The sequence below is a fragment of the Salmonella sp. SAL03688 genome (assembly GCF_046551895.1).
GTDB lineage: Bacteria > Pseudomonadota > Gammaproteobacteria > Enterobacterales > Enterobacteriaceae > Salmonella > Salmonella enterica.
Genome location: NZ_JBGDVI010000029.1, coordinates 1 through 20,145, shown reverse-complemented (window position 1 = coordinate 20,145; position 20,145 = coordinate 1). Strand labels below are relative to the sequence as shown.

Annotated in this window: 17 protein-coding genes; 10 read left to right on the top strand and 7 right to left on the bottom strand. The window is 49.5% G+C overall.

Annotated features, from left to right (window positions below; genetic code table 11):
• The first annotated feature begins 230 nt into the window (after window positions 1-230).
• Entirely contained in the window at window positions 231-575 is a 345-nt protein-coding gene (locus ACLJR2_RS21400; RefSeq protein ID WP_000281189.1) for a DUF1294 domain-containing protein, read from the top strand.
• Between the two features lie 120 nt (window positions 576-695).
• On the opposite strand, the gene sseJ is transcribed toward ACLJR2_RS21400, so the two are convergent.
• Complete coding sequence (sseJ, locus tag ACLJR2_RS21395; RefSeq protein ID WP_001131436.1) at window positions 696-1,922, bottom strand: SPI-2 type III secretion system effector SseJ; 1,227 nt, start codon at window positions 1,920-1,922, stop codon at window positions 696-698.
• A 425-nt stretch (window positions 1,923-2,347) separates the two neighbouring features.
• On the opposite strand from sseJ, the gene ACLJR2_RS21390 reads away from it, so the two are divergent.
• Complete coding sequence (locus ACLJR2_RS21390; protein WP_000997196.1) at window positions 2,348-3,064, top strand: membrane protein; 717 nt, start codon at window positions 2,348-2,350, stop codon at window positions 3,062-3,064.
• 128 nt (window positions 3,065-3,192) lie between these two features.
• Here the strand turns inward: ACLJR2_RS21390 and steB are convergent, their stop codons facing one another.
• Window positions 3,193-3,594: a type III secretion system effector SteB gene (gene steB, locus ACLJR2_RS21385; protein ID WP_077905099.1), complete on the bottom strand. Its 402-nt coding sequence runs from the start codon at window positions 3,592-3,594 to the stop codon at window positions 3,193-3,195.
• Window positions 3,595-4,117: 523 nt separating this feature from the next.
• On the opposite strand from steB, the gene ACLJR2_RS21380 reads away from it, so the two are divergent.
• The 3 genes from ACLJR2_RS21380 to ACLJR2_RS21370 all read left to right on the top strand — a co-directional run bounded on the left by ACLJR2_RS21380 (window position 4,118) and on the right by ACLJR2_RS21370 (window position 7,337).
• A complete protein-coding gene (locus tag ACLJR2_RS21380; protein ID WP_001120770.1) occupies window positions 4,118-4,393 on the top strand; it encodes a metal/formaldehyde-sensitive transcriptional repressor in 276 nt (91 codons plus the stop codon).
• Window positions 4,394-4,424: 31 nt separating this feature from the next.
• Window positions 4,425-5,543: an S-(hydroxymethyl)glutathione dehydrogenase/class III alcohol dehydrogenase gene (locus tag ACLJR2_RS21375; RefSeq protein WP_000842141.1), complete on the top strand. Its 1,119-nt coding sequence runs from the start codon at window positions 4,425-4,427 to the stop codon at window positions 5,541-5,543.
• 168 nt (window positions 5,544-5,711) lie between these two features.
• Window positions 5,712-7,337, top strand: a complete 1,626-nt coding sequence (locus ACLJR2_RS21370; RefSeq protein WP_001534046.1) for a methyl-accepting chemotaxis protein — start codon at window positions 5,712-5,714, stop codon at window positions 7,335-7,337.
• A gap of 60 nt (window positions 7,338-7,397) precedes the next feature.
• Here the strand turns inward: ACLJR2_RS21370 and ACLJR2_RS21365 are convergent, their stop codons facing one another.
• The gene (locus ACLJR2_RS21365; RefSeq protein ID WP_000414259.1) at window positions 7,398-8,321 is read right to left on the bottom strand and encodes a LysR substrate-binding domain-containing protein; all 924 of its coding nucleotides are present in this window, start codon (window positions 8,319-8,321) and stop codon (window positions 7,398-7,400) included.
• A gap of 292 nt (window positions 8,322-8,613) precedes the next feature.
• On the opposite strand from ACLJR2_RS21365, the gene ACLJR2_RS21360 reads away from it, so the two are divergent.
• From ACLJR2_RS21360 to ACLJR2_RS21345, 4 genes are all read left to right on the top strand, one after another.
• On the top strand, window positions 8,614-9,957 hold the full coding sequence (locus tag ACLJR2_RS21360) for a VOC family protein (RefSeq protein WP_001534095.1): 1,344 nt from the start codon (window positions 8,614-8,616) through the stop codon (window positions 9,955-9,957).
• Window positions 9,958-10,005: 48 nt separating this feature from the next.
• Window positions 10,006-11,514: a carboxylesterase/lipase family protein gene (locus ACLJR2_RS21355; RefSeq protein WP_000933978.1), complete on the top strand. Its 1,509-nt coding sequence runs from the start codon at window positions 10,006-10,008 to the stop codon at window positions 11,512-11,514.
• Between the two features lie 219 nt (window positions 11,515-11,733).
• Window positions 11,734-13,389 (top strand): glucan biosynthesis protein D, encoded by a 1,656-nt coding sequence (locus ACLJR2_RS21350; protein ID WP_001081947.1) that lies wholly within the window; start codon window positions 11,734-11,736, stop codon window positions 13,387-13,389.
• A gap of 195 nt (window positions 13,390-13,584) precedes the next feature.
• Window positions 13,585-14,160, top strand: a complete 576-nt coding sequence (locus ACLJR2_RS21345; protein WP_001024324.1) for a YceI family protein — start codon at window positions 13,585-13,587, stop codon at window positions 14,158-14,160.
• 177 nt (window positions 14,161-14,337) lie between these two features.
• Here ACLJR2_RS21345 and ACLJR2_RS21340 read toward each other — a convergent pair whose 3' ends face one another.
• From ACLJR2_RS21340 to ACLJR2_RS21325, 4 genes are all read right to left on the bottom strand, one after another.
• The gene (locus ACLJR2_RS21340; RefSeq protein ID WP_000023780.1) at window positions 14,338-15,057 is read right to left on the bottom strand and encodes a FadR/GntR family transcriptional regulator; all 720 of its coding nucleotides are present in this window, start codon (window positions 15,055-15,057) and stop codon (window positions 14,338-14,340) included.
• 90 nt (window positions 15,058-15,147) lie between these two features.
• The gene (gene idnD / locus ACLJR2_RS21335) at window positions 15,148-16,239 is read right to left on the bottom strand and encodes an L-idonate 5-dehydrogenase (RefSeq protein ID WP_001131637.1); all 1,092 of its coding nucleotides are present in this window, start codon (window positions 16,237-16,239) and stop codon (window positions 15,148-15,150) included.
• A complete protein-coding gene (locus ACLJR2_RS21330) occupies window positions 16,208-17,569 on the bottom strand; it encodes an MFS transporter (protein ID WP_000648129.1) in 1,362 nt (453 codons plus the stop codon). Before ACLJR2_RS21330 ends, idnD begins: the two co-directional genes overlap by 32 nt.
• A gap of 83 nt (window positions 17,570-17,652) precedes the next feature.
• Entirely contained in the window at window positions 17,653-18,420 is a 768-nt protein-coding gene (locus ACLJR2_RS21325; protein WP_000125686.1) for an SDR family oxidoreductase, read from the bottom strand.
• A gap of 337 nt (window positions 18,421-18,757) precedes the next feature.
• Here ACLJR2_RS21325 and ACLJR2_RS21320 point away from each other — a divergent pair, with 337 nt between their 5' ends.
• Window positions 18,758-20,011 carry an enolase C-terminal domain-like protein gene (locus ACLJR2_RS21320; RefSeq protein WP_000067287.1) on the top strand — a complete coding sequence of 418 codons (1,254 nt, stop codon included), beginning with the start codon at window positions 18,758-18,760 and terminating at the stop codon, window positions 20,009-20,011.
• Window positions 20,012-20,145 lie beyond the last annotated feature (134 nt).

Sequence of the window (20,145 nt, the reverse complement as noted above, 5' to 3'; positions counted from 1 at the left end):
GAGGGTTCTTCATTAAGTTATCCTGGCAACGGTTAAGGTGGTAAAATTTTCGGTGGCTTTACCCATTTTAATCGTGTTCACAGCCGTTAATTACCTTATGATTACCATGGTAATTAAAAATGAATCCTTAATGACTCGTTGGCTGAGTGAAAAAAATTCTACATCACATAGGCGCATGTATCGCGTATAATGGGCTCCGATGCCCCTAATTATTGCTATGACATAATGATATGTATCTTAACCGCTTTTGTTATTTACTCCTGATCTCCGCTGCGGTCGGAAGCATTTTTACATCGCATCCCGTCGCGATGTGGTTCCTGCTCGCCAATGTGCTAACGCTGGCGATCTACGGTATAGACAAAACGGCGGCACGTAAAACCTGGCGCAGAGTGCCGGAATCTACTTTGTTGGTGTTTGGGGCTGTCGGTGGGTGGCCTGGGGCGATTGTTGGTCAACAACTCTTCCGTCATAAAACGCAAAAGCAGCCATTCAAAACATACTTTATCGTCAGTGTGATAGTGAGTATTGTAGTTACGGTGGCGATCTATCGACTCTATCCATTTTTGTCTTACTGAACATAGACTATGTATCACTTATTGACCAATCGGCAGCAAAGATAGCATCATATTTTCATGCCACCGGCACTATGATATTGAGCTGTGTTTTGCTCAAGACGCACCGCAGCCGATGGAACTTTATTCAGTGGAATAATGATGAGCTATAAAACTTTCTAACATTATGGCAAAACAATGATGGACTTCCTGGGTTGGATGGACAAGGTCGTTGAAGACGTATTGCGGACATATATCTAGCTGAGGGTCTTTAGCCCCGGGAACATGTACATAGCCGTGGTGAGTATAAGGGTTTTCCGTATCATAACCAATATTACTGGCCGCCTCCATTATCACCTTAAATGCATCGGCAGTCTCGTAATAGCATATTTTATGCTGGGGGTATTTTTCTTTTAATTCTTCAACATTAGTTTTTAGCAGGGCATTGTGAGCGATGCTTTCATCCTTAAGTTTTCTTTTTTCATCAGAATGCTTGCCATAGGGTGTTAAAGACAAATCGGGAATCCCCATGACCAGAACATTATTAACTCCACCGGAAATTATTTTTTCAATATCATCAATTTGTTGCTCAACGACCATTATTACATTATCTTTGTGTAGTGTCATATAGTCATTAGCCCCCAATAAAAATATCGCCAGGTCCTGGTGAGAAGGGGTGTAAGATGCGACTTGTCTGTCCGTATTTGATACAAAGTCACCGATGCAATTAAAGCAGGAATAGCTTGCCGATGTACTTCCCCCTTCAGCAAAATTAAGCATCTCTTTACCTAAGAAGTGTGGAGATGATAAAAACTCAGTCCAGGTAAATCCATTAGTAAACCTTCCGCCAAAGTATTGACCATAGGAGGGTAAGATATGATGTGTTTTTTCAAACATACGCCCTAAGGAGTCAGACAAGCTGTCGCCAAAAAATACCAGTCTGGTAATATCACCCAAAGAAATATTTTTGGGCTTGGGATGTGATTTATTGATTTCTTTGGCAAGACCAAAAGCTTCCGGATGACATTCAACCTCAATAGATAAAATATTTTCACCATTATCATCTTTAATAATCAACTTATCGGCGTGTTCCTGTGATTCTATAATAAACTGTTCTTTACATCCCTGAGACGCTAAGGCTCGAAGTTTGATGTAGGCTCCGCGAACCTGTACCGGTGTTAGATTCAGTTCCTGATGGTGGTAAAGATTAAAGATACATTCGAGCGCCTCTGCATGGTGGGTGGTAAAGAAATATGCTTTGATTTTCTCCCATAAACTTAATTCCGGAAGGCGTACGCTTTCTTTTATCGCATTAAATTTTTCAGAACTGATAGATGATGTGAAATAACCCTGTCCAACACTCAATGGCATAGTGTCCTCCTTACTTTATTAAACACGCTTTAGCAAAGCATTAATTAGCAAATATTAGCAAGAAAAGTAATCAGGTAAATGGTGTATATGGAATTGCGCCTTTTTCACAGTTTGTCGCCGTCAATAAAATGTATGCAGTGTTTATTATTTTTCAGCGAAGTAAATACATCATCAACAACGTGAGGTTAATACCGGGTACATATTATCTGACTGCTATCATTATTGAGTATGCGCCTGGCTAAGGCAAAGATCTAAAAAAGAAGCCACTCCTGATTTTAGTGTGCTGGCGTGAGTATGAGCTGGCTTGATACTCAGGAAAAACAGACAAACTTATCATCCGACTATTATTGCTAAAGTGCTAGTGTTTTATGTGACATTTTGATTTCTATTTTCATATTAAATATTTCTTAAGTGAGTTAACTATAATGAATGATGATTCAATTATTAAAAACTCTTCGATGCTTTTGGCCTATTTAGGTGGTTTGGGATGGGGAAGCGCCTATTTTTATGGCTGGGGCGTCTCCGCGTACTATGGTTTCCCGTGGTGGTATGTAGGCGTCGGCCCTGACAACATTGCCCGAAGTCTATTCCATGCGATTAGCCTGATGGCTATATTCATAATAGCGTGGGGAGTGGGTATTCTATTATTTTTTCTAGTAAAGCAAAAAGCACGTATCCACGACCTTAGCTTTTTACGTCTTTTTTTGGCAGCGGTTTTGTTCTTTATTCCAATTGTTATCGAGTTTTCTCTCTTAACAGAATCGTTTTTGTGGGAGCTTTTTTTTATCATTTTACTGGTGGCTTTATGCTTATCGGTGGGGATGCGTTTTTATAGTAAATTGATGCCAGTGATTTGTTTTACGCAACTCAGTTGGGTGCGAAGGCATTGTTTCACTATAGTTATGCTTGGTTTTATTATATATTTTTTTATATTTTCTTTTTTTGTTGGGATCTATAAACCACAATTAAAGAAAGAATACGAAATGATATTGTATGATGGAGGCTGGTACTACGTCCTGGCCAGGTATCATGATAGTTTTATTTTGTCGAAATCCTTTACTAAAAATAACAATAGATTTATTATTTTTAGACCAGAAGATGGACACTCTTATGAAATTACCCTGGTAAAAGTCAGACTTTAATGAAATACTGGTTGGCAAGAGCGTGAAATGACGGCAGAACTTCCCATAGCAACGATTGAGGAAAGAACTGAGCGCCCATATCTGTAGGCTGTGGAATAGCAATGCCGGGAAGGACATGGCATGACACTTTATCTGACATTACCATTTGAGTGACAGGTTAGCAGATGTTTCAGGCCAAACCCAAGTTGAACTGGAGCGCTCAGAAGCCGATTACCTACATAACAAATATTGGCCGCAAGCTTATGCTGTGGGCGAAATATACGACCGCTATTATCCAGACTGGCTGTTAACTTATTTATTTTCCCAAAGTAGCCTATAACAGGCCTCCCTGAGGCATTGGCTAGCATCTGTGCATTGGAAAAACAGGCTCCATTTGCACTATAGCAACTTATAAATTTTATTGCCTCATGAGAGTTGCTAATATGGCGGATTGATTTTGAAAGTGATGATGACTGACTTGCCCCGGAACTATACCGATTTTCATGTTGAACAACAAAAGGGGCACCATGTGTACAAATCGAAATAGGCATGGATTATTACCTGAGATTGATTTCAAATTAACAATAATGATGACGCTTTTGGGTATTAAAAAACTTTCAAATAACGCTCATTTGATTTTTTGTCCACATTGACTAAATCTGGAAAGATACAGGGTTGAGATATTTTCGCTACCCGTCGGCGGTGTATCGCAGTTGTGATGTTACGTTTTTACAAGACTGACATCTGCATATCATAACCTTTATTCATTACCACCTGATGATTATATAAAAACTATTGAGCAAATATTTACTTCTGGGTAATGGGACTGGATTCACACGGCATTACCTCTGTGCCCTAGTCGGGCAGAACATTGCAGCTTAGAAAGGAAGCTTTGGCGTTTATTGTCTGTGGCCAGAAAAAGTTCCCGTGAGCTGAATATGCTGAATGTGAACTGATTCTTGATGACCTATGCCGGTAGGTTATAAGCGCTTGATTTTTATATTGTGTGTAATTTTACAATTACATAAACATTAAATTCTGATAGTATACCCCCCTATAGTATATGGAGGTCGAATGCCGCATTCACCTGAAGATAAAAAACGTATCCTTACCCGTGTTCGTCGCATACGCGGGCAGGTCGAAGCGCTGGAGCGGGCGCTTGAGTCTGGCGAACCTTGTCTGGCGATTCTGCAACAGATTGCCGCCGTGCGCGGCGCGTCTAATGGCCTGATGAGTGAAATGGTTGAAATCCATCTGAAAGATGAGCTGGTCAGCGGGGAGACCACGCCAGATCAGCGCGCGGTTCGGATGGCGGAAATCGGCCATCTTCTTCGCGCTTATCTAAAATAACAATTTCCCTCACCGTAACAGGAAGAGATATATGAAATCACGTGCAGCAGTTGCTTTTGGTCCCGGTCAGCCGTTAAAAATTGTCGAGATTGACGTTGCGCCGCCGAAAAAAGGCGAAGTTCTGGTCAAAATCACTCATACCGGCGTTTGCCATACCGATGCTTTTACCCTTTCCGGCGATGATCCGGAAGGCGTATTCCCGGCAGTCCTGGGTCACGAAGGCGGCGGCGTGGTAGTCGAGGTCGGCGAGGGGGTCACCAGCCTGAAACCCGGCGATCATGTTATTCCACTGTATACGGCGGAATGCGGCGAGTGTAAGTTCTGTAAGTCCGGTAAAACTAACCTTTGTCAGGCCGTACGCGCCACTCAGGGAAAAGGGCTGATGCCGGATGGCACTACCCGCTTTTCTTATAACGGCGAACCCGTTTATCACTATATGGGAACCAGCACGTTCAGCGAATATACCGTTTGCGCGGAAATTTCTCTGGCGAAAGTGAACCCGCAGGCGCCGCTGGATAAAGTGTGTCTGTTGGGCTGTGGCGTGACGACTGGTATTGGCGCCGTCCATAACACCGCTAAAGTGAAAGCGGGCGACACCGTTGCCGTTTTTGGTTTAGGCGGTATTGGGCTGGCGGTTATTCAGGGCGCGGTTCAGGCTAAAGCCGGGCGTATTTTAGCTGTCGACACGAATCCGGAAAAATTTACGCTGGCGGGCGAAATGGGGGCCACGGACTTTATTAATCCGAATGATTACGACAAACCGATCCAGGACGTTATTGTTGAGCTTACTGATGGCGGCGTAGATTTCAGTTTTGAATGTATCGGCAACGTTAACGTGATGCGAGCAGCGCTGGAATGTTGTCATAAAGGCTGGGGCGAAAGCATTATTATTGGCGTAGCGGGGGCAGGGCAGGAAATCAAAACCCGTCCCTTCCAGCTAGTGACCGGTCGCGTCTGGCGTGGCTCCGCCTTTGGCGGCGTGAAAGGGCGCACGCAGCTGCCAGGGATGGTCGAAGATGCGATGAACGGTAAAATCCGTTTAGATCCTTTTATTACTCACCGCCTGCCGCTGGAGCAGATTAACGATGCCTTTGAACTGATGCATCAGGGTAAATCCATCCGTACTGTTATCCACTTTGGCGATAACTGATTCATCCGCCAGCGGATTTTCCGCTGGCGCTTTTCTGAATTTTCTGGAATGAATGTTGTGAAAATGTGACGAAGGCGATGCTTTTCGCGATAAGCAAACGTCACGAAGTGCCGATGACTATCTAACGGGCGTGTTTTACGCATAAAACCTACAAGAGAGTCGACGGTCATGGGCAACACATTCTCGATGCAAGCCTCGCATAAACTGGGCTTCCTGCATCATATTCGGCTGGTTCCGCTGTTTTCCTCCATTCTCGGTGGCATCCTTCTTCTTTTTGCTTTGAGCGCCGGGCTGGCAGGCTATTTTCTGTTACAGGCCGATCGCGATCAGCGTGATGTCACGGACGAGATTCAGGTACGGATGGGATTATCCAACAGCGCTAACCACTTACGTACCGCACGTATCAATATGATCCACGCTGGCGCGGCGAGCCGGATTGCTGAAATGGATGAAATGAAAGCCAATATTGCCGCTGCGGAAACGCGGATCAAGCAGTCTCAGGACGGCTTTAACGCTTATATGTCCAGAGCGGTGAAAACACCCGCCGATGACGCGTTAGATAACGAGTTAAACGCCCGCTACACCGCCTATATCAACGGCCTGCAACCGATGCTGAAATTTGCCAAAAATGGCATGTTCGAAGCGATCATTAATCATGAAAACGAGCAGGCAAAACAACTGGATGCAGCATATAACCATGTCCTGTTGAAAGCGATTGAACTGCGCACCGAGCGGGCAAGACTACTTAGCGAGCAGGCTTACCAACGTACCCGGCTCGGTATGATGTTTATGATTGGCGCATTTACGCTGGCGCTGGTATTGACGTTAATGACCTTCATGGCGCTGCGTCGCACGGTGATACGACCCTTGCAGCAGTCTGCGTCACGTATCGAACGCATTGCGGCGGGCGATCTGACCATGGCTGACGAGCCCACAGGGCGCAGTGAAATTGGTCGCCTGAGTCATCATCTTCAGCAGATGCAGCATGCGTTGCAACAAACGGTAGGGGCGGTGCGTCAGGGGGCGGAGGAAATTTATCGAGGCACCAGCGAAATTACCGCCGGTAATACGGATTTATCTTCTCGTACTGAACAGCAGGCTGCCGCCATTGAACAGACCGCGGCCAGTATGGAACAGTTGACGGCAACCGTTAAGCAGAATGCGGATAATGCGCATCACGCCAGCAAACTGGCGGAAGATGCTTCCGGTAAAGCCAGCCGCGGAGGCCAGATGGTTTCCGGGGTCGTACAAACGATGGGGAATATTTCCACCAGCTCGAAAAAAATCTCGGAAATTACCGCCGTCATTAACAGTATCGCTTTCCAGACCAACATCCTGGCGCTGAACGCGGCGGTCGAGGCGGCACGCGCCGGGGAACAAGGACGCGGTTTTGCGGTGGTCGCCAGTGAGGTTCGTACCCTCGCCAGTCGCAGCGCGCAGGCGGCAAAAGAGATTGAAGGCTTGATCGGCGCATCGGTCAGCCTGATTGAACAAGGCTCTGAAGAGGTTATCGCTGCGGGGAGCACCATGAATGAGATTGTGGATGCCGTCAAACGCGTCACCGATATTATGCTCGACATCGCGGCAGCCTCTGATGAGCAAAGTCGCGGTATTGTTCAGGTCAGTCAGGCGATTTCTGAGATGGACAAGGTTACGCAACAAAACGCGTCGCTGGTCGAAGAGGCGTCCGCGGCGGCGGCTTCGCTTGAAGAACAGGCCGCCCGCTTGACGCAAGCTGTTGATGCGTTTCGTTTACAGGATACTGGCGCGACGATGCGATCATCCTTCCTTTAATAAGCGTCGCGCCAGCGGGCTATTTTAGCCGCGGGCGCGTTTAATGTCCGACAGCCGCTATCACAGCGGCATCGATTTACGGATTGCCGCAATCAGCATTTGCGCCCCGGTTGAGAGCGGGATATCAACTCGCGTAAGAATACCTATCGGTTCGCCTGCGCTCTGGGTCGGCACGGGTAATGAGACCAGCGTCGCCTGGCGAAGATCTTCTTTAACCGCGCCAGAGGGGACGAACCAGACGTAATCGTAATCTACGGTCAGTTGTCGTGATAACGATGCGGATAGCGTTTCGATACATCCGGCAGGCATTTTACACCCCTGGCTTTGCAACAGGGCTTCCGCATTCTGGCGCGGTACCGTGCCTTTTGGCGAGACGACTACCGGCCACTCCATAACCCGACTGAGCGTGATCGTCTCCTGTAACAGGGGATGACCGGGGCGTACCACTAATTTAAGCGATTCTAAAAACAGCAGTTCGTAATTTAAACCGCCCATTAATTCCGGGTCTGACATGCGGCCAATACCCAGATCGATCTCGCCTGATTTCAGACCTGCAAGCAACATCGTATTGTTCATGGTCGCGACCTGTAACGAGGTCGATTTTTGCTGTTGATGGAACCGCCCAATAGCCGCCGGGAGTATACCCAGCGCAGCGGTGGGGAGCGCGCCAACACGCACCACATCGGCGCTGGCGTCCTCTTTGCGATTCAGCGCCTGCCCGGCGGTATTCAATGCATCTAATACTTTTACCGCATGAGTCAAAAATTGTTCGCCAGGAACCGTTAATTGCGCGCCCAGTCGCCCGCGTTCAAACAGACGGGTTCCGGTGAGTTGTTCCAGTTCGTTCAGCGTTTTAGAAAGCGCTGGCTGGCTCAGGTTAAGGGTTTCAGCCGCGCGCCCCAGAGTTCCCTGTTGCGCAACGGCGACAAATGTATGAAGGTGGCGCAACCGAATGCGCTGACTAAACAGACCATTTTTTTCCATAAGCGATGTTAAAAACAGAGCCGTGCGGGTGACAAGTAAAGTTGTTTGTTTTTGATAACCTGATAGCAAAATATTATTAACATTTTACCATTTCAAGTTACAACTGTTTTATTTTACTGATGATTCAACTGCCGTTAAGCGTGTTAAGCCGCGATCTGGTCGGGGATATGCCAGCTCATGTCAATCCGTTCTGCATAATGAATTCAGACCGGATCACACTTTATAAATTCTTCTCCCCGGAATGGATGAGGTTTTCTACACTCCAGGTAACATTCACTGGAGGCATGACATTATGGCGAACACCATCACGGCAGATGAGATTCGGGAACACTTTTCGCAGGCAATGTCGGCAATGTACCAGCAGGAAGTTCCGCAGTACGGTACGTTACTGGAACTTGTGGCTGACGTGAATCTGGCGGTGCTGGAAAATAATCCCAAACTGCATGAGCAGTTGGCTAATGCCGATGAACTGGCGCGATTGAACGTGGAACGGCATGGCGCCATTCGTGTTGGCAGCGCAGAAGAACTTTCTACCTTGCGTCGGATATTCGCCATCATGGGGATGTACCCAGTAAGTTATTACGATCTCTCTCAGGCGGGCGTGCCTGTGCACTCCACGGCATTTCGTCCCATTGACGAGGCTTCGCTCTCGCGTAATCCCTTTCGCATGTTCACTTCGCTATTACGCCTGGAGCTCATTGAAAACGCGGCATTACGCCAACGGGCGGCGGAAATCTTATCGCAGCGGGATATTTTTACATCGCGCTGCCGACAATTGCTGGATGAGTACGACGAGCAGGGCGGTTTTAGTGCTGCTCAGGCCGAAGAGTTCGTCCGTGAAACGCTGGAGACTTTTCGCTGGCATCGTCAGGCTACCGTTGATGAAGAAACGTACCGCAGCCTGCATCGTGAGCATCGTTTAATTGCCGACGTGGTCTGTTTCCCGGGATGTCACATTAACCATCTGACGCCGCGTACTCTGGATATCGACCGGGTACAGGCCATGATGCCGGAGTGCGGCATTACGCCTAAAATTCTTATCGAAGGTCCGCCTCGCCGCGAAGTGCCTATTCTGTTGCGGCAAACCAGTTTCAAAGCCCTGGAAGAGCAGGTGCTCTTCGTTGATGAAAAGCAGGGTACGCACACGGCGCGCTTCGGCGAAATTGAGCAACGTGGCGTCGCGCTGACGCCAAAAGGTCGTCGATTATATGACGAACTGTTGCACAAGGCGGGAACGGGTAAGGATAACTTCACGCATCAACTCCATTTGCGGGAGGTCTTTAACGCCTTTCCGGATAGCGAATTTCTGCTTCGCCAGCAGGGGCTTGCCTGGTTCCGCTATCGCTTAACGCCATCCGGCGAGGCGCATCGTCAGGCGATCCATCCTGGCGACGATCCGCAGCCGCTTATTGAGCGCGGTTGGGTGATCGCGCAGCCGATTACCTATGAAGATTTTCTTCCGGTCAGCGCAGCCGGCATTTTTCAGTCGAATTTGGGAGATGAAACGCTGGCCAGAAGCCACGGCAATGCCAGCCGCGACGCCTTTGAACAGGCGCTGGGATGTGCAGTACGGGATGAATTTTCGTTATATCAGGAAGCGGAAGAACGCAGTAAACGCCGTTGCGGTCTGCTTTAAAAGCGGTAAGCTTCACAGGCTGTGAGGATACTGTAAAAGGAAGGCGTTATGTTGAATCCCTCCATCCCGCTGGTGGCGACGCGTCACGGTAAAATCGTGGGCGTCGTACAGGAAGAAATCCATATCTGGCGCGGTATACCTTATGCCGCGCCGCCAACAGGGGAGCTACGCTGGCGTGCGCCGCAGCCTGTTACGCCCTGGCAGGATGTGCGCCAGGCGGATTGTTTCTCCTGCGCCAGTTGGCAGGATATTACCTGGTGTCGCGAACTCGGCGGCGGCGATCCGGGAAATTTTTCCGAAGACTGTCTCTATCTGAACGTCTGGGCTCCCGCCGTGCGTCATGAACCGTTGCCGGTCATGGTCTGGCTACACGGCGGCGGTTACACCATTGGCGCGGGGAGTTTGCCGCCCTATGACGGTCAAGCGCTGGCGAAGCGCGGCGCGATCGTGGTGACGGTCAATTATCGGCTTGGCCATCTGGGCTTTTTCGCGCATCCGGCGCTGGAAGGCGAAGAGGCGGAGTGTATTCATAATTTCGCTTTACTCGATCAAATCGCTGCGCTGCGTTGGGTGCAGGACAATATTGCCGCGTTTGGCGGCGATACGCAGAATGTGACGTTATTTGGCGAATCCGCCGGCGCCCGCAGCGTGCTGTCGTTGATGGCTTCGCCGTTGGCGAAGGGGCTTTTTCATAAAGCGATTATTCAGAGTGGTTATACGCTGCCGGATACGCCCCGCGAGGTGGCGCTAAAAAAAGGCGTTGCGCTGGCAGAACATCTTGGCTTAGCCCATGCCACTGCCGAACAGCTACGCGCTTTACCGGCAGAGACGTTTTGGCCGCTGGACGCGCCTTTTAAAATTGCGCCGACGCCGATTTCCGGCGACGTCGTGCTGCCGCATCCGATGCTGGAAACCTTCTTTGCGGCGAAACAGCATCCCATACCGGTGATGATCGGCTCGAATAGCGATGAAGCCAGCGTATTGGCAGTTTTTGGCGTCGATATTGCCGGTCAAATTCAAAAAATGCGCCGTGAGCGGCGTGTTGGTCTGGGGTTAATCCGGCTGCTTTATCCTGGAGTGAAAGGCGACGAAGCGCTAGGGCGGCAGGTCTGTCGGGATATGGTATTTACCACGTTGGGTTATGTCGTCATGCAAGCGCAGCAGCGGATCGGCGAACCGTGCTGGCGTTACTGGTTTGATTATGTCGCCGAAGCGGAGCATAACACTTACGCGAATGGTGCCTGTCATGGCAATGAAATACCGTATGTATTCGATACGTTAACGCGGGCTGAGCCCACATGCCATTATGTGAATGAGAATGACCTGGCCTTTGCCTCGCAGGTGGCGGATTACTGGGTGAATTTCGCTCGTCATGCCAGCCGCACGCGCGACGTGCTGCACGGCCCGGTTCGCTGGCCCGCCAGCATTCGGGGGCGAGATCGTCTGTTGCGGATTGGGCTGAACAAACTTGCCGGTTTTAAAGTGGAAAACCGATTTATGCGTGCGCGTCTGGCGCTGTTTAAACGAGTCATGAAACATCACGTTAGTCTGGAATAAACTTTTCATAACCTGAAGAATGCTGCGTGAGGTTTACATCCGATTAGGTCGGTTCTTATCGACATAAAATATTTACGCTTTTGCACAGTTTCCAGGCGACCAACAATTGGATTATTAATGAATTTTGTCTAGAGTGAGCGGTCAGAAACGGGCACATTCTTGCTGCTGAAAAAACCAGCGCGGGACCATTCACAAGACCAGAAGGACTCATTTTCAGGTATGAATCGTAGACGATTTATTAAAGGTTCAATGGCAATGGCCGCCGTGTGCGGTTCCAGCGGTATTGCTTCCCTCTTTTCTCAGGCGGCGTTTGCCGCGGAATCCGATATTGCGGATGGTAAAATTGTCCGTTTTGATTTTGCTGGTCTGCAATCAATGGCCCAGGCGTTAGCGAAAAAGCCCTGGGGCGGCGCGCCGGGACCCTTGCCGGATACGCTCGCCAATCTGACGCCGCAGGCCTATAACAGCATTCAGTATGACGCGGCGCATTCACTCTGGAACGGTGTTGCCAACCGGCAGCTCGATATTCAGTTTTTCCACGTAGGGATGGGCTTTCGTCGTCGCGTACGCATGTTTTCCGTTGATACGACGACGCATCTTGCTCGCGAGATTCATTTTCGCCCGGAACTGTTTAAATACAACGATGCCGGCGTCGACACGACGCAACTGGAAGGGCAGAGCGATCTCGGTTTCGCCGGTTTCCGTGTCTTTAAAGCGCCGGAACTGGCGCGGCGCGATGTCGTCTCCTTCCTGGGCGCCAGTTATTTCCGGGCGGTAGATGATACTTATCAGTATGGCCTGTCGGCTCGCGGGCTGGCGATAGATACCTATACTGACGGTCAGGAAGAGTTCCCTGACTTCACCGCATTCTGGTTTGACACCGCGAAGCCGGGCGATACTACGTTTACCGTTTACGCTCTGCTGGACAGCGCCAGCGTGACGGGCGCGTATAAATTTGTGATCCATTGCGAAAAATCGCAGGTGATCATGGATGTAGAAAACCATCTCTACGCCCGTAAAGATATTAAGCAACTTGGCATTGCGCCGATGACCAGTATGTTTAGCTGTGGGAATAATGAACGCCGGGTATGCGACACCATTCATCCGCAAATTCACGATTCCGATCGGCTGGCGATGTGGCGGGGTAACGGCGAGTGGATTTGCCGCCCGCTGAATAATCCGCAGAAATTGCAGTTCAATGCATATATGGACGATAACCCAAAAGGGTTCGGCCTGCTGCAACTCGATCGCGATTTCTCGCATTATCAGGATGTGATGGGTTGGTACAACAAACGTCCGAGCCTGTGGGTGGAGCCGCGCAGTAAGTGGGGGAAAGGCGCGGTTAGCCTGATGGAGATCCCAACCACTGGTGAAACTCTGGATAATGTGGTCTGTTTCTGGCAGCCGGAAAAAGCGATCAAAGCCGGGGATACGCTGGCGTTTAATTATCGTTTGTACTGGAGCGCGCAGCCGCCGGTACAATCGCCGCTTGCGCGGGTCATGGCGACCCGTACCGGGATGGGAGGCTTTCCCGAAGGTTGGGCGCCGGGCGAACATTACCCGGATAAATGGGCGCGCCGTTTTGCTATTGATTTTGTCGGCGGCGATCTGAAAGCGGCCGCGCCAAAAGGCATTGAGCCGGTAATTACGCTCTCCAGCGGTGAGGCGAAGCAGATTGAGATCCTCTACGTTGAGCCTTTCGACGGTTATCGTATCCAGTTTGACTGGTATCCGACCTCGGATTCTACGGCACCGGTGGATATGCGTATGTTCCTGCGCTGCCAGGGGGAGGCTATCAGCGAAACCTGGCTGTATCAGTATTTCCCGCCCGCGCCGGATAAGCGCCGTTATGTCGACGATCGTATCATGCGTTAGTCAGTTTGCCTTCTGTACCGCCACAAAGGCGGTACAGGTTGCGGAAATAGCCCTGACATAAACTCATTCGTGAGCTGCTGTTTTTGTGACACGGCCTTTTCATCGTTCTATTTTTGCAACAGTCCTTCCTGTGTATCCCTCTCGATCCTGCGGACAGGGAACATTAAGATAACTTCACCTTATTTAAGATATAAAGTGAATATAATGAAAAAGAGTTTTCTTGGTGCTGTCCTGTCTCTGGGTTTATTAAGTGCTGCTCATGCAGATGTATATAAATTTGATAATACGCATACCAATGCCGTATTTAATATCGATCATTTCCAGACCTCAACCAATCATGGCGGGTTTTATACTATTAGCGGCGAACTGAAATATCAGCCGGAAAAGCAAGTCGCAGAGATGCGTGTGACGATTCCCGTGAGCGCCTTAAATACCGGGGTGGATGCGTTTGATAACCATATTCGCAGTAGCGATATTCTGGATGCGGAAAAATATCCAGAAATAGTATTTAAATCGACAAAATGGCATTTTGACGATAATAAACCAGTTTCTATTGACGGTTTGTTAACAATGAAGGGAGTAACTAAGCCCGTCACCTTAACCACCACCAAGTTTGGCTGTTATATGAGCCCGATATTCAAGGCGCAGGTTTGCGGTGGTGATTTTGTCACGCAAATAGATCGCACCCAGTGGGGGGTAGATTATCTGGTCGATATGGGGATGACGAAAGTTGTCGATATAAAAATCCAGGCAGAAGCGGTTAAGCAATAAAGGGAATGATGATGAAAATTATTGTATGTTAAGGGGGATTGGCTATTTGAAGCTTCGCTGATTTCAGGCCGCACTGCCACGATTTTAAAGTGGGACTATGTCACTAAATAGTTGATGGCAACTATTTCGGATTCAGATATGTTAAATTTTTCTACTACTTGAGCTTGTAACCAACGGTTATTTTGTCCCTGATGTCTCTGTAGATTTGATTTTTTCGATCGCAATAATATTGCCTGACATCGCTTCATTGAGCACTTCGACGGCCGTGCTGGCATCGCGATTCTTTATCGACATGTAGACCTTGATATGGGCTTCCACACTTTCAAGGGTAATACCCAGCGCACGGTTAAGCTCTTCAAGATAGTAGTAATAGATGTCTTTAATCGAGCTCATCACGTTGTAGAACACGCTGTTGTGCGATGCCCTGACAATCGCCAGATGGAACTCGTAGTCCGCTTCCGAGTATTTTTTATAATCACCTTTGTGGATCAGCATGTTGTTCAATGCTTCCTCGAGCTGGCGAATGTCATCATCGGTGGCGTGTGTGACGGCGAGCTCCACGCATTTGAACTCCACGGTTTGACGAAAAATCATCATATCGTGAAACTCTTCGCGGCTAAGGTGCATGATTGGGCGGGGATCGTTACTCAACATCTGCGGGGTGAAGTTTTCGCTCACGTAGCTGCCGCTGCCCTGACGCGTCACCACAATCCCCAGGTCACGAAAACGCTGTACTGCGCTGCGAACGCTGACCCGGCTGACGTTAAATGAGGTGGTCAGCTCCGCTTCTGAGGGCAAACGGCTACCCGGCGCCCAACTGCCGTCCAGCAGTTTGCTGCTTATCTGATCATAAATTTCATTTACAACATTCTGTTTTTGAATGGATTTTATGCTCAAGATGGGTATCCGTTAAGATGTCGCCGAAGTGCTTTATTATATAACAATTCTCTTTTAAGAACAAAGCGCCCGGCCGGGCGCTTTTCACCGTTAATCGAAACGAATGAGTACCTTAGCAGAGACATTTTTGTCTGTGGCGGTAATCAGCGCGTCTTCAATTTGCTGGGGCGGGAACTCGGCGCTGATAAGCGGGCGAGGATCGACGCGCCCATCTTCCAGCCAGCGTACCGCGGTGATGAACTCACCGATAAAACGGAATGAGCCGACCCAGTTGAGTTCTTTAACCAGCATCGTTGACACCGGCCAGCTTACCGGGCTGGCGCCCATCCCCACCTGAACGATGGTGCCGGCAGGGCGGGTGAAGTCGACGGTGGATGCCACGGCAATCGGCGCGCCGGAGGCCTCAAACACGACATCAAAGTAGCCTTTATGCTGCTGATAATGGGCAACCTGTTCTTCATTGCGCGGATCCATCACCGCTGTGGCCCCCATTTGGCGTGCCAGTTCCAGACAGCGTGGGCTGAGATCGGATGCTACCAGTTCAGATGCTCCGGCACTGCGTGCCGCCGCGAGGATCAGACAACCAATGGGGCCTGCGCCAATCACCAGTACGCGTTTGCCGGTCAACTGGCCCGCCTTTTTTACTGCATGAATGGCGACCGCCAGCGGTTCCGAAAAGGCCATCACGTTTGCGGGCACGCGCCTGTCATAAGGAATGCATTGCTCCGGTTTTACCACCACGTATTCAGAAAAACCGCCATTCACATGCGGATTGAACTGCGCGCTGCCCATAAAGCGCATGGAGCCGCACAGATTTTGATGGCCGGAAAGGCACATCTCGCACTGATTGCAGGGGCTGGACGGGTTCACCGCAACCGTCTGGCCCACTTTCAGGTCGCTGCCTGCTGGCACTTTGCTGATCACGCCAACAAACTCATGGCCAATCACCATCGGATGCTTGAGGACAGACATCCCCGCGCGGCCATGCTGATAGTAGTGAATATCAGAGCCACAGATGCCGCCGCAGGCGACCTTCACGACGACGTCATGTTCACTGTGCTCGATTTCACGTGATTCAAAGCGTACGTCTTTTTCCGCATGGGCCAGACAAGCGTTACAGGTTATTTTTTCCATTTTGATAATGACCTCATTATTTGTTGGCAGTTGCCGGGTTAATGGCATTCTTATCCACAGTGTCGGCATTCTTTTTTTCAGGCAGGATCACTTCAATTTTGCCCACCAGGAATATGTAGGCTAATAAGCCCAGTCCGGCGACGCCTGCGATATACCACATGGCATACTGGAAGTTTTGCGTGCGCTGGAGAATAACCCCAATAACAATTGGGCTAACGATCCCCGAAAGGTTGCCGCAAATATTTAAAAAGCCACCCATAGTGCCGAGAAAATTACGGGGAATTACATCGCTCCAGACCACCCAGCCCAGGTTTGAAAAGGCGTTGGCAAAGAACGCAACAGACAGAATGACAATCGCAATAACCGGCTGGTTTTCAAAGAAATTGACCAGGCCAATAATCATGGTAACGCACAGGCCAGCCATAACGGGTAATTTTCGTGCCAGCGTTCGGGATTTTCCTTTTTTCAGCAGCATGTCGCTTAGCGTACCGCCACAGAGCACCCCAAGCATCGCCATAATATAGGGCAGCATGGCGCCTATCCCGGCTTTGGAAATAGAGAGATGCAGTCCTTTTTCCAGGTAAACAATAAACCAGGTCAGGAAAAAATAGAGCGTAGACGAGCAGGCAAACTGGGTGATGAACAAACCCCAAATCGTTTTTTTGCTGAGGAAGAATTTAATATTTTGCCAGCTGATTTTTGCACTCACGGAGGATTGGTTCTCCGAGCCATAGCCGCCGCCTGCTTTGATATAATCCAGTTCGGCCTGGTTCACAGCAGTGCTGTGCTGTGGATCGCGGTAATACATAAGCCAGTAGATGCCAAACAGAATCCCGGCGCCACCGGACAGATAAAACGACATTTCCCAACCGTAGTTAGCCACAATAAAGGCGAGGGCAGGCGTCAGCAGCGCGAGACCGATATATTGTGCACTGGAATAAATCGCGGTCGCACGGGCACGTTCATGGTCCGGGAACCAGGTGGCGATTATTTTTGTGTTAGACGGGAAGGATGGCGCTTCGGCAACACCAATTAATGCGCGGCAGGCCAGAAGCATTGCAAATGAAGCGGTTGCCGTCGCGAATAAATGGTGTGAGGCGAACCCCATCATAAAGGTAAAAATACTCCACAGAATAATCGCACCACCATAAAGAATACGTGAGCCAATGCGATCAAGAACATAGCCGACAGGAATTTGACTGGCAGCGTAGGCCCAGGTAAACATGGAGAAAAGCAAACCCAGTTGTGTTGGCGTCAGACTGAAATCATTCTGGATATTCGAACCAGCAACGGCAAGATTGGCGCGATCCATATAATTAATTGCAGTCACAATAAACAGCAATGTGAGAATAAAGAGTCGTTGTCTTGAAGCCTTCATAATAATACCTGTGTTATATCGGCATGCATCGGGGTAAACACATGCCATCAATTTTAAAGGCGAGTCGGTAGAGTGCGGGCGACTTATAAAACTGCGAGCCAGCCACCATCGACGTAAATAATCTGCCCGTTGATATAATCTGATGCTTTGGATGATAAGAAGATGGCGGTGCCGATGAGCTCTTCCGGACGACCCCAGCGTTGAGAAGGTGTGCTGCTTTTCACCCAGCTATCGAACTGCTTGTCTTCAATAAGCGCGGTGTTCATGTCGGTCAGAATGTAGCCAGGTCCAATGGCGTTGGTCTGGATATTAAACTGCGCCCATTCAGCAGCCATCGAGCAGGTGAGCATTTTGATGCCGCCTTTTGCTGCCGTGTACGGGGCAACAGTCGGGCGGGCCGCCTGGCTGGTAAGCGAGCCGATATTAATAATTTTACCGCCGCTGTTGCGGGCGATCATCCGTTTTGCCGCCGAGCGGGAGACTAAAAATGCGCTGGTCAGGTTAGTGTCGATCACCTTCTGCCAGTTTTCCAGCTCCAGCTCGACCATTGGTTTGCGGTACTGAATACCGGCGTTATTGATCAGGATATCAACATGGATCCCTTCTGCATCAAGTTTGCTAAAAGCTGCCTCAATCGCCAGTTCATCGGTGACGTCAAAAGCCACGCCATGCGCGTCGTAGCCTTTTCTGGTCAGCGTATCCACTGATTCGGCCAACAGCGTGGCGCGAATATCATTCAGGATAACCCGTGCACCCGCAGCGGCAAGACCCTCTGCGTAGGCAAAGCCCAGTCCTCGTGCAGAACCCGTTACCAGCGCCGTTTTCCCAGTTAAATCAAATAAAGCGGTCATGTTGTTTCCTCACTTGTTTAATTTGTATGACGACTATCCTTTTTTAGGTTGAATTTTCGCCCTGATAAAATCAACAGTTCACCCATGAATTTGCAACAAGGATCACAAACAGCTCCACATAGCGACCGCGTAATTAATATTAATTGATTGAATTATATGTATATATTTGATTTGAATTTAACGCAGTTTGATCGCTGTCACAGAATGGCACTCGCAGCGATCCGCTGTAAAAGAAGCGTGATATAACAGCATAAAGTTGTAGGACAACTTACACATATCTGTTGTGCCATCCACAACGATATGACATGCGGTAAATTCGCTGAGTTAAGGAGTGAAAGTGAGTAACCTGAAAATTACCAACGTGAAAACGATTCTGACGGCGCCGGGCGGCATTGATTTGGCAGTCGTTAAGATAGAAACCAACGAGCCAGGGCTGTATGGGCTGGGATGCGCGACATTTACCCAGCGTATCTTCGCGGTAAAAAGCGCGATCGATGAGTACATGGCGCCTTTTCTGGTTGGCAAAGATCCGACCCGTATTGAGGACATCTGGCAGTCAGGCGTGGTGAGCGGCTACTGGCGCAATGGCCCGATCATGAACAATGCATTGTCCGGCGTGGACATGGCACTGTGGGATATCAAAGGTAAGCTAGCGGGGATGCCGGTTTATGATCTGCTGGGCGGCAAATGTCGTGATGGGATCCCACTGTACTGCCACACCGATGGTGGTGATGAAGTTGAAGTGGAAGATAACATCCGAGCCAGAATGGAAGAGGGTTACCAGTACGTTCGCTGCCAGATGGGAATGTATGGCGGTGCGGGGACCGATGACCTTAAACTGATCGCCACACAGTTGGCACGTGCGAAGAACATTCAGCCGAAACGTTCACCGCGCAGCAAAACGCCCGGCATCTACTTTGACCCGGACGCCTACGCCAAAAGCGTTCCGCGTCTGTTCGACCACCTGCGTAACAAGCTCGGTTTTAGCATCGAATTTATTCATGATGTACATGAGCGCGTGACCCCGGTGACTGCCATTAATCTGGCCAAAACGCTTGAACAGTATCAACTATTTTATCTTGAGGATCCGGTGGCACCGGAAAACATCGACTGGCTGAAAATGTTGCGCCAGCAGTCTTCCACTCCGATATCCATGGGTGAGCTGTTTGTGAATGTGAATGAGTGGAAGCCGCTCATCGACAACAGGCTCATCGACTACATTCGCTGCCACGTGAGTACCATCGGCGGCATTACGCCGGCAAAGAAACTTGCTGTCTACAGCGAACTGAACGGTGTGCGCACCGCATGGCACGGGCCGGGCGACATTTCTCCAGTCGGGGTTTGCGCCAATATGCATTTGGATTTGAGTTCACCGAACTTTGGCATTCAGGAATACACGCCAATGAACGACGCGCTGCGTGATGTCTTCCCGGGCTGCCCTGAGATTGACCACGGTTATGCCTATCTGAACGATAAGCCGGGTCTGGGTATTGACATTGATGAAGCCAAAGCGGCGAAATATCCGTGCGAGGGGGGAATCCCATCCTGGACAATGGCGCGCACACCAGACGGTACGGCCTCAAGACCGTAAGCAATGAAGGCCCGGCATGCATCTGCCGGGTCTTATTGTCTATGGAAAACCCCCAGCTAGGCTGGGGGTTCCGGAAAGCTTTCAGCTTTAAGCCAGTTATTAAAACCCCTTTTGATTTGTTAAAACATCTTGCG